This is a genomic window from Bradyrhizobium sp., assembly GCF_050014615.1.
GTDB lineage: Bacteria > Pseudomonadota > Alphaproteobacteria > Rhizobiales > Xanthobacteraceae > Bradyrhizobium.
In genome coordinates this window covers 1-9648 of sequence record NZ_JBEKCZ010000200.1, presented here as the reverse complement: position 1 = coordinate 9648, position 9648 = coordinate 1, and the positions used below count along the sequence as shown (strand labels likewise).

The following is a 9648-nucleotide window of genomic DNA, read 5'->3' as shown; positions in this document are numbered from 1 at the left end:
CTGACCAAGGCGCTTGCCGGAATTTCCACCGCCGGCGGCAACGCCTGCTGACCTCGGCGCGCTGCCGGGGTAGCATGCCGGAACGGGCGAGTCGGGCTACCGGCATCTTGGCCGGCATAATCTGGCAGAATTGAAAAGCGACAGGACCTATAATGGCGACCGATCATATCCGATACGACGTCCTGGCGCGCGACGCGTTGCGCGGCGTGCTGCGCCGCGTGCTGGCCGACGCCGCCGAGCACGGTCTGCCCGGCGAGCATCATTTCTTCATCACCTTCGTGTCCACCGCCGAAGGCGTGAAGCTGTCGCCGCGGCTGCTGGCGCAATATCCGGAAGAGATGACGGTCATTCTGCAGCATCAGTTCTGGGACCTGGTGGTGACCGAGGATCGCTTTGAAGTCGGCCTGTCATTCGGCGGCATCCCGGAGCGTCTGGTGGTTCCCTTCAATTCCATCAAGAGCTTCTTCGACCCCTCGGTGCAGTTCGGCCTGCAATTCGACCCGGCCGAAGCGACTGAGGCCGCCGCGACGAACCTTCCGGCGGTGCCTGCATCCTCGGCCCTGGCGGTTGCCGCCCCGGTTGCCGAGGACGAGCCAGCCAAGCCCAGCGAAGGCGCCGAAGTCGTGCGGCTGGATCGCTTCCGCAAGAAATAATCCGAGCGCAGGCTATCCGGCGGCCTGTAGAATAAATCTATCGCTGCCCCCGCGAAACAAGCGGCCGCGCGTAACGGACATCATCCATGGCTCGATCGACCCCCGCATCGCAATCCCCTTCGACCGGCACCAAATCCACCCGCTCCAGCTCTACCCGCTCCAATTCTACTCGCTCCAGTTCTACCCGCTCCAGTTCTACCCGCTCGGAGACTGACAGTTTCGGTCCGATCGAGGTTCCCGCCGATCGCTATTGGGGCGCGCAGACCGAGCGTTCCAGGCAGAATTTCCGCATCGGCCAGGACCGGATGCCGATCGGCATCGTTCATGCGCTCGGTATCGTCAAGCTTGCCGCGGCACAAACCAATCGCGATCTCGGGCTGCTCGACCAGCGCCGCACCCGCGCCATCGTCCGCGCCGCGCACGAGGTGATCGACGGCAAGCTCGACGATCACTTTCCGCTGGTGGTCTGGCAGACCGGTTCCGGCACGCAAACCAACATGAACCTCAACGAGGTGATCGCCAATCGCGCCAACGAAATGCTGGGCGGCAAGCTCGGTGCCAAGGCGCCTGTTCATCCCAACGATCACGTCAATATGAGCCAGTCGTCCAACGACTCGTTCCCGACCGCGATGCATATCGCCGCCGCGATGCACATGACAGCCGATCTCATTCCTGCGCTCGAGACGCTGCACCGCGCGCTGCGCAAAAAGGAAAAGGCGTTCGCCCATATCGTTAAAATCGGCCGCACCCATACCCAGGATGCGACGCCGCTGACGCTCGGCCAGGAATTTTCCGGCTACGCCGCGCAGGTCGAGAGCGGCATCGCGCGGTTGCGCATGGCGGTCAGGGAACTCTATCCGCTGGCGCAAGGCGGCACCGCGGTCGGCACCGGCCTCAATTCGAAACCGGGGTTCGCGCGGGCGTTCGCCAGGCACGTCGCCAAGATTACCAAACTGCCCTTCACCAGCGCCGCCAACAAGTTCGAGGCGCTGGCCTCCAACGACGCCTATGTGTTCGCGCATGGCGCCGTCAATTCAATGGCGACCGGCCTGTTCAAGATCGCGAACGATATCCGCCTGCTGGGATCGGGTCCGCGTTCCGGCCTTGGCGAACTGATCCTGCCGGAAAACGAACCGGGCTCGTCGATCATGCCGGGCAAGGTCAACCCGACACAATGCGAGGCCGTAACCATGGTATGCTGTCAGGTGTTCGGCAATCATACGGCCATCACCGTCGCCGGCAGCCAGGGTCATTTCGAGCTGAACGTCTACAAGCCGGTCTTGGCATATGGCATGATGCATTCCATACGATTGATGGCCGATGTCGTCCGTTCGTTCACCGAGCACTGCGTCGACGGTATACGCGCCGACGAAAAACGCATCCGGGATTTGATGGAGCGTTCGCTGATGCTGGTGACCGCGCTCGCTCCCAAAATCGGTTACGATAATGCCGCCAAGGTCGCCAAATCGGCTCACGCGCGCGGCACGACCTTGAAAGAAGAGGCTTTGCGGCTAGGCTTTGTTTCCGCTGACGAATTCGACCGGCTGGTGAAGCCGGAAAAGATGACGCGCCCCGGCTGATCGGCGCGCCGCCAGCCCTTGTCAAATTGCGGAACCCGGAAATAATTATGGATCATATCTCCTAAAGGCTTAGCCAGACCGACTATCGCTATTGCGCCGGCTCATGGTAGAGCACAAAATATTTTCGTTTTCGCACAGCGCGACGCATTTTTTGATGTTATCAGTGGCCATAATGGGGATTTCCTTACATGACGACCGAACTGGCTAACGCGTATCCCGGATTGGATACGGGTTGTGCGACCAGCATGCGCGCAGGGTTATTCATTCAAAGCACCTTCTTCCCGCTAGCCGGATCGTTCCAGATGGCCGGACGGCGCTGCTACAGCCGGTGCGATCACCCCCGCCTTCGTCAACATGTCGCAGATCGACCGGTTGCATAAAGGAGGCGGGCGTGGGGGATCTAGTCAACCTGAAGCGATTCAAGAAGCGCACCGAGCGGCATCAGTCGGAACAGCAGGCTGAAGCCAATCGGACCCGGTTTGGCCGAACCAGGTCCGAACGCATGCTGGACGAGCAGCGCGCGAACCGCGCCAACAACCTCCTGGATCAGCATCGCATCGACGGCGAGGACGCGTCATGAAATCGCCAGTCGTGAAGCGGTCGATCGTGGTCGCGGGGCACAAGACCAGCGTCAGCCTCGAAGAAGCATTCTGGAACGGCATGAAGGAAATTTCGGGACTTCGGAACATGACGCTGTCCGAACTGGTCGGCGAGATCGACAGCAATCGCCAGCAAGGCAATCTGTCTTCCGCGATCAGGCTCTTCGTGCTGGATTATTTCCGCTCCCGCGCCATCGCCGCCCCGTCGGATTCGAAACCGACAGCGTGAGGGCATAGGCTCACGAACTCACCTTCCAAATTTCCAGAGAACGATTTATTCCAGTCCATAGTGACGGTGACACGCCGCACAGATCCCGTCGAGCTGGTCGCTGACCTCGGAGACGGATTTCAGATCGTGAGCTTCTGCGGCGCGATAGGCCTTATCGGCCGCGTCCGCGAGTTTCTTGACATAGGGGTTCCAACTCGGATCGCGGACGCGCTGCGGAATCATCAGCGCGTTGGTGGCCTCGGCCAGCGTTGCCGCGCCGCTCACGATTTGCTCCCAGTCGTCGTCCGATTTGGGAGAGAGATCGTGCTCGCCCTTCGCGTCGATGACCACGCCGTTGACTTTGAAGATGACCGCCGCGGCCGGACTAAGCACATGCTCCATGAAGGTCTTCATGTCCACATAGGGCTGGAAGGGAGGAGTTCCGGCCGCGTCATCTGATATTGACGGCGATACCGCCGCACATGTGATGATCACCGCTGCCATCATGCTGGAAAGGAACCGCAAACCAGCCATCTCAGCCAACCCGCATGGTGAAGCCGATCCAGCGCCCGCATGCGACCACCGAAATCCACAGTAGAACCGACAATCCCCCCGCCAGCCGCGCCTGAAACGGAGGCCGGGATTGGTTCTCCCATAGCGGCATGTCCTTGGCACTGATGAAATGAAAGATCGCCATATTCAAGCCGGCCGCGCCGATCAGAACAAGCTTGGCGACGAAATAGCCATTCTCCAGGTATTTGGTGGCGTTGGAAATAAACAACAAACCTCCCGAAGCGACAGCCAACGCAAACGCGACCCAGGTGAGCGGCAAAATGCCGGCCGTGACGCGGCTGACGGAGCGGTGAACGGAGGCGAACCCCAGCAGTCGCAGATCGACGGCCAGAATCGACCCGACCACCAGGCAAATCGCGACGACGTGCACCGATTCAATCAGGGGAAATAGCAAGTCGTTCTCGCGGATGTTGTCCGCCAGCCCGCTGTTCTCGAAATATGAAATGATGTCTTGAAGGAGCTGCATTACCCTGCCTGCGTGTAAGCAATCCAGCGTCCGGCGAAGAGAATACCGCACCACACCAGTATGGATACGGACGCGGCGAGCTGTCCTGCGATCCGCCGCCCCCGATCCTTGTCCCAGAAATTCGGCGACGACGATACCGACCATTGCAGCCACGCCGTCAGCAGGATGGCAACGGCAAGCAACGCCATCTTGAGATAAAAGGTCGAATTGAGCAGCGAACGGCGCGGTTCACCGATGATCAGCAGGCCTCCCGTTATCAGGAGAACCAGCAGGACCGGCCAGATGACTGGAAGGAAGCGCCGCGTGACCTCGGGTAACGGCACATCGCGATTGAGCAGCCGCCAGAGCCGAAGATCGACAAGGATCGCCGAAGAAAAGACCACGGCGACACTAAGGATGTGAATGGTCTGCAGGGTCGGAATAACCCAGCCGGCCGCCTGGATGGTATGGCTGAGCTCGGTCGTCGCCAGCCAACGGGAAAAATCGCTCAGCACGGCATCAATCATGATGTCATTGATCGGCAGGCGGCGTCAGGCTGTAACTCAGCTCCTGACCGCTCGGCAGCATGACCTTGAGCAGAAATCCGCCGGGATTGCCGTCGCGAAGCGGCGCATAGTTGAACACCGCATGATCTCCGGGCTGGAGCGAGCGTTTTGTCCAGCCCGAGCGCGTCAAAACACCCGGACTCGACACTTCGAACACCCACGCAGCAGGCTGGTCGCCAGTCTTGGCGTCCGGTTCGATGACAAAGGTGATGTGAGGGTTGGTCCAGTTGACGGCCTTGACGGTGCCTTCGACGGTCTTCGGATGATCGAGATCGTAAGCCGCATTCGAATGGTGTGCCGCGGCCATGCCGCCAGAACTCAGGATCAGGCTTGCAGCAAGCAAAATAACTCTCGGCGACATCTCGATCATCCTTATTTCACAACGTGGACCGAACCGTACGGGCCTTGTGGGGCTGGAATGAAGATATCGTTGCCGAATTCATCCTTTCCCGCGCTCAGATCTTCCTGAGCGCATTCCCCCTCGGTAATCTCGTAATGACGCTCGGGATAGCGGCGGAAAATTCGTGTCGTTTTCCAGGTCGTGGTCAAGACTTTCGGCGCCGTTATTTCAAGGTCGTCGTTAAGCACATCCGGCTTCGCCAGGTGCAGCCGTTCGACGATATGCATGTCGCCATTATTCGGGATGCCGGCCGCTTCGCTGATCGCGATATAGGCCTGCGGCGCGATCGCCACCGTGTCGATGACCAACGTCTCGCCTTCCCAATGACCGATCGAGTGGCCGTGAAACGTCAGATCGGGGTCTTCGGGATGAGCGCGGCCATCCGTATAGATTCGCCGCAACCGGTTGCCGTCGCCTTCGCCGAGCATGGTGATCCGGCCAGGGGTCACCAGAATTTCCATCGCATTGTGCGGGATCAGCATCCAGCTCGGCATGCCGTGCGGCATGCAATAGCTGAGAACGAGGAAAGGCCGTCCCGCCTTTTCTTCGGCAACCAGATGCTGAATTTGCTTCAGGACGTCAGGCTTCCAGGGCGGCGTGATCTCGGTTTCCTGGCGCTTCTGGTCCTTGACGTCCGGAATCCATACGCCGCTGAAATCTGGCTGCGCCGCGAAGGCCCGTGAAGCCACCAACACCACGACCACAACTGCGACAGACAAAGCAGTCGCGAAGTTTTTTCTGACCATATGCACGCTGACTCGCCGTTGTTTTTCGTTGTATTTTCGGTTGTATTTTCGCTGGAGGATACGGTCAGACCGAACCGCTTCAGAATCCAGCATGGACAGTCGCCAAACTATCTCAAGCGGAAGGGCACCCTAATCGCGGCGCTCGCAAAAGAAAAGCGTCCCGCGGCGCATGACACCCCGGCGCGGATGCTAGCCTAGATGATCGAAAAAGGCTCATCATTTTTCGGTGCGCAGGTCCGTTAATGGCACAGGCTGTGTGAAAATCTGCCGTCGAATTTTCGCATAGAAGCACAATCTCAATCCGGCCAGTCCGAGAGCAAATAGTGCTGGCAACCTCAACGCGAGACGACGACGGAGAAAACCATTCGGTGCATCCTCACGCTTTCACGCGTTTTCACACCACCCGGGCGCATTTCGGGCTTACCGGCATTTCCGGGATTGCCTCCAGACCGGACATGACGCGGATGCCCATTTCGGCAGCAATTGATCCGGAACGGAAGCCGCACCAAAAAGATATCGGACCAGGCACTGTTGGTGGCTTTCAGGGGAGTAACGTTGGGCGGATCGGTCTAAACTGTGAATTCCAGCAGGCCGTGCGAATTTATTTCTCTCGGCGTTCAATTGTCACTATGGGATGTGGCCTCCAGTCGTGCGCCAACCTTTCCGCCTCCGCGATTTGCGCGCTCGTCATAAGCGCCATAAGCCTGTCTCGTTGTTCCAGCGCCGTGTATTTCGACGTGTCGACCAGCTTGATGCCAAGCGGATCGGGTGGCTTCGTATCCCCGAACGCTGCGGCCAACGTGAACCACATGAGCGCCTGGAGATAATCCTGAGCCGTGCCGCGACCTGACGCATACATGGCCCCGATATTGTACTGCGGACTGTGTATCCACGTGTCATCGGGTCGCTCGTAAATCTTGTTCGCCGCACGTCGGTACCATCGAAATGCCTCGGCATCGTCCTGCGCAACGTGAAGGCCACGTTCGTAAGCGATGCCAATAACATTTTCCGCGTAGGAAGAGCTTTGATCCGCAGCGAGGTGATACCACTTAAGGGCTTCGCCAAAGTCTTGCGGCGCGCCGAGTCCCAGAGCATAGGCATCCGCGAGATTGTTTTGGGCCAGGACCATGCCTTGATCCGCAGCAAGACGAAACCATTTCACCGCCTCGGCTTCGTTTCGTTCGGCACCCAAACCTCGTTGATACAAAATCCCCATCTGATTCTGCGCATCCGCCAGCCCCTTGTCCGCCGCAATTCGCATCCACCTCATTCCTAAACCGTAGTCCTGCGGGACACCCTGACCCTTGATGTACATGCTCCCGAGAAGGCGTTCAGCATAGGTGTTGTCTTGATCTGCCAGGGCCCCGAGTAATCGCAGGGCAGTCAGGTAGTCGCCAATATTGACCGCCGCCTCCGCGTCTTCAAACTGGCCCGCGCTGACAGGAAGGACCGACGCCAAGGTCCATAAAGTGACGGCAAACGATATGAATCGATTTCTGAACACGACGGCCATTTCGGGTTCTCATCTGTCTGAAGACTATGTTGGCTTAAAATGGCGCGTCAATAGCCGACATCTGGGCTGGCTCGGCGTATGGACTTGCTCAAGCGTTGCAGCGAACCTTGCATTTCATGAGTCCGCTGTTGGCACGAAGCTGACCAATTCGTTGCCCTGATCAACGTCTGCCGTTGAGGGACGAACGGACATCGATCATTCGCTGGTGGATATCTCACTTTGACCCGAAGCGGGCATTTGGTAACCGTCGGGGCCGCCGTGTCGATATGCAGCTATGTCCGCTGTCAGATGAAACCGGACGAGGACAGCGCGCTATCCGACTTCCGCGATTGACCCCGAGCGACCATGCGGCCACCACACGGCGTGCCGCGTCTTACTGAAACCATCCCGGTTGCGGTTGCACCTGACGATAGACCTGGCCGCCGCGCCGGCGCGGATCGCCAGTTCGCGGATCGCCAGTTTGGGGAGCCGGATTACGCTGGAAAAAGAAGCCGAAGCCGAAGCCGTCGTCGTTGCCGCTCGCAACGTTGACATCGGCCGTAGGCCGGCGCGTCACGAAGCCGCCCTGGGGCTGGTTATTCAGCACCGCGACGAACTCGGTGCGATAATTTGTCTCGCCGCTCAGCGGCTCGTCCGAGACGATGATCGAGGATCGCGGCAATGCGGTCGGCCCGATGCGATCGAGCACATCCTGCGGGATAGTGATGCGGTCGAGTGCGTCCCTGGCGTCGTCGGAGTTGTCGATCGTGACCACGCTCCAGCGCAGGCCCGCGCCGTTTTGGGCCATCGCCGTGAACACATGGGTGCCGATCCGCCTGTCGGGATCGCGGATCGTGACCGGAACCTCAATGGTCGCATCGAACACCTCGCCTCCGTCCGGCCACGGCTTGTGGGTGTCGCGCCGCACGTAAAGCTTCTGCGTCGCGCGGCTGATGTAGACCGAGACCGGCTCGAGCGCGAGCTTCGCCTCGCTCGCCGCCTTGGCGGCGTCGGCCTTCCTGGTCGCGGCCGCCTTGGCGGCGTCCTTTGCGGCGGCGGCGTCGGGCTTCGACTTCGCGTCGGCCCTGGCGGTGTCGAGCTGCGTCCCCAGTTCCGCGGCCCTGGCGGCGGCCTTCTGTTTCAGGTCCCCTGCCCGCGCCGTGGCTTGCTCCGTCTTGGCGGCGGCGAGCGCCTTGTCGGCGAAGGCGAGCTCGGCATCGGCACGGGTCTTGAGCGATTCCAGCTTGCGCAGCGACGCCGTGAGCGATGCTGTCTCGCGCGCCACTGTCACGGCGGCTTTCTTGGCCTCGTCGGCCGCCGTGGCGGCCTCCGCGGCCTCGCGGGCCAGCGTCTCGGCACGCGCCGGAGCCGCCGCGACGGCCTGTGCGTTCGGCACCAATAGCGCCGGGTGGGAAAACTCGACCGGCGCCGCGTCGATCGGCGAGATAATCACCCGCATCCCGATCCGCGTCTTGTCGAACAGCTTCTCAGCGAAGTCGAAGGGCATCCGCACGCAGCCGTGCGAGGCCGCATAGCCGGGCAGCGGCCCGCCATGCAGCGCGATGCCGTTCCAGGTGATGCGCTGCATGTTCGGCATCCAGGCATCGTCATAGAGGCTCGAGTGGTGGTCCTTGTCCTTCTCGAGCAGGGCGAAGACGCCGGCCGGCGTCTCGCGTCCCGTGGTGCCGGTCGACACCGGCGCGCGCAGGATCCAGCCATCGGCGTCGTAGAAAGTGACCTGCTGGCTCTTGATCGACACGATCGCCATGATCGGCTCGCCTGCCTCGCGCGGCGCCGTCGCCTCGGTGGGGGCCGCCGGGCGCGCCTGTCTCGCCGCGGCATCGGCGGTCAGCGCCGTCAGTGCGGCCATCGCCGCGAGCGTCACCATGGCGGCGAGCCCCCAGCGCCGCATCGCCACGGTGGATTGCGCCATCGTCAATCGATTTATCATGCCCTGCCCCGGTTGAAATGCCTGTCCGCGCTTGCGTCGAATATAATGTCAGATCGCGACTTTTGGATTAACTCACCGCCGCCACACTCCACGCCGCCAATTCGCTCCCGGGGACTATCGGCACGTTCCGTTGGCAATTCTTTCATATACGACAGCCCGCGCAGGAGGAAGGTGGCGCGCGGCTGAAATTGTCGAGGTTTTCGGCTGCCGGGATGCAGGTCTATCCACGCGCTGAGGCGGCCGGCGGCCGAAAAGCGCCAAGGCACGAAGTCGCGGGAGGTTGAGCACCGGCAGGGCAGCGGGCGCTAGGGGGATTTATAAGAGGTGCTCGACTTAGGAAACTTGAAGCGTGGCGGCTTCAAATTCCTACACAACTTAAACGTTTTGGCACGGTTGATGCAAAAGAGGGGATTTAATGTTTTTGCCCCGTGTGAT

The 9648-nt window shown here is 60.6% G+C and carries 11 protein-coding genes; 4 read left to right on the top strand and 7 right to left on the bottom strand.

Features of this window, described 5'->3' with window-relative positions; translation table 11 throughout:
* Window positions 1–152: 152 nt before the first annotated feature.
* From ABR948_RS24500 to ABR948_RS24485, 4 genes are all read left to right on the top strand, one after another.
* On the top strand, window positions 153–653 hold the full coding sequence (locus ABR948_RS24500; protein WP_428123013.1) for an SspB family protein: 501 nt from the start codon (window positions 153–155) through the stop codon (window positions 651–653).
* A gap of 86 nt (window positions 654–739) precedes the next feature.
* On the top strand, window positions 740–2233 hold the full coding sequence (gene fumC, locus ABR948_RS24495) for a class II fumarate hydratase (RefSeq protein ID WP_428123012.1): 1494 nt from the start codon (window positions 740–742) through the stop codon (window positions 2231–2233).
* A 391-nt stretch (window positions 2234–2624) separates the two neighbouring features.
* Window positions 2625–2813, top strand: a complete 189-nt coding sequence (locus ABR948_RS24490; RefSeq protein ID WP_428123010.1) for a DUF4169 family protein — start codon at window positions 2625–2627, stop codon at window positions 2811–2813.
* Window positions 2810–3061 (top strand): ribbon-helix-helix domain-containing protein, encoded by a 252-nt coding sequence (locus ABR948_RS24485; RefSeq protein WP_428123008.1) that lies wholly within the window; start codon window positions 2810–2812, stop codon window positions 3059–3061. Before ABR948_RS24490 ends, ABR948_RS24485 begins: the two co-directional genes overlap by 4 nt.
* A gap of 45 nt (window positions 3062–3106) precedes the next feature.
* On the opposite strand, the gene ABR948_RS24480 is transcribed toward ABR948_RS24485, so the two are convergent.
* From ABR948_RS24480 to ABR948_RS24450, 7 genes are all read right to left on the bottom strand, one after another.
* The gene (locus ABR948_RS24480; protein ID WP_428123007.1) at window positions 3107–3574 is read right to left on the bottom strand and encodes a hypothetical protein; all 468 of its coding nucleotides are present in this window, start codon (window positions 3572–3574) and stop codon (window positions 3107–3109) included.
* A 1-nt stretch (window position 3575) separates the two neighbouring features.
* The gene (locus ABR948_RS24475) at window positions 3576–4133 is read right to left on the bottom strand and encodes a DUF6644 family protein (protein WP_428123006.1); all 558 of its coding nucleotides are present in this window, start codon (window positions 4131–4133) and stop codon (window positions 3576–3578) included.
* Window positions 4079–4585, bottom strand: coding sequence for a DUF6644 family protein (locus tag ABR948_RS24470; protein ID WP_428123005.1), 507 nt, complete (start codon window positions 4583–4585; stop codon window positions 4079–4081). Before ABR948_RS24470 ends, ABR948_RS24475 begins: the two co-directional genes overlap by 55 nt.
* 4 nt (window positions 4586–4589) lie before the next feature.
* Window positions 4590–4985, bottom strand: a complete 396-nt coding sequence (locus ABR948_RS24465) for a DUF6152 family protein (RefSeq protein WP_428123004.1) — start codon at window positions 4983–4985, stop codon at window positions 4590–4592.
* Between the two features lie 11 nt (window positions 4986–4996).
* Window positions 4997–5743 (bottom strand): hypothetical protein, encoded by a 747-nt coding sequence (locus ABR948_RS24460; RefSeq protein ID WP_428123002.1) that lies wholly within the window; start codon window positions 5741–5743, stop codon window positions 4997–4999.
* A gap of 628 nt (window positions 5744–6371) precedes the next feature.
* Window positions 6372–7283: a tetratricopeptide repeat protein gene (locus ABR948_RS24455; protein WP_428123001.1), complete on the bottom strand. Its 912-nt coding sequence runs from the start codon at window positions 7281–7283 to the stop codon at window positions 6372–6374.
* Window positions 7284–7656: 373 nt separating this feature from the next.
* Window positions 7657–9213: a L,D-transpeptidase gene (locus ABR948_RS24450; protein WP_428123000.1), complete on the bottom strand. Its 1557-nt coding sequence runs from the start codon at window positions 9211–9213 to the stop codon at window positions 7657–7659.
* Between the last annotated feature and the right edge of the window lie 435 nt (window positions 9214–9648).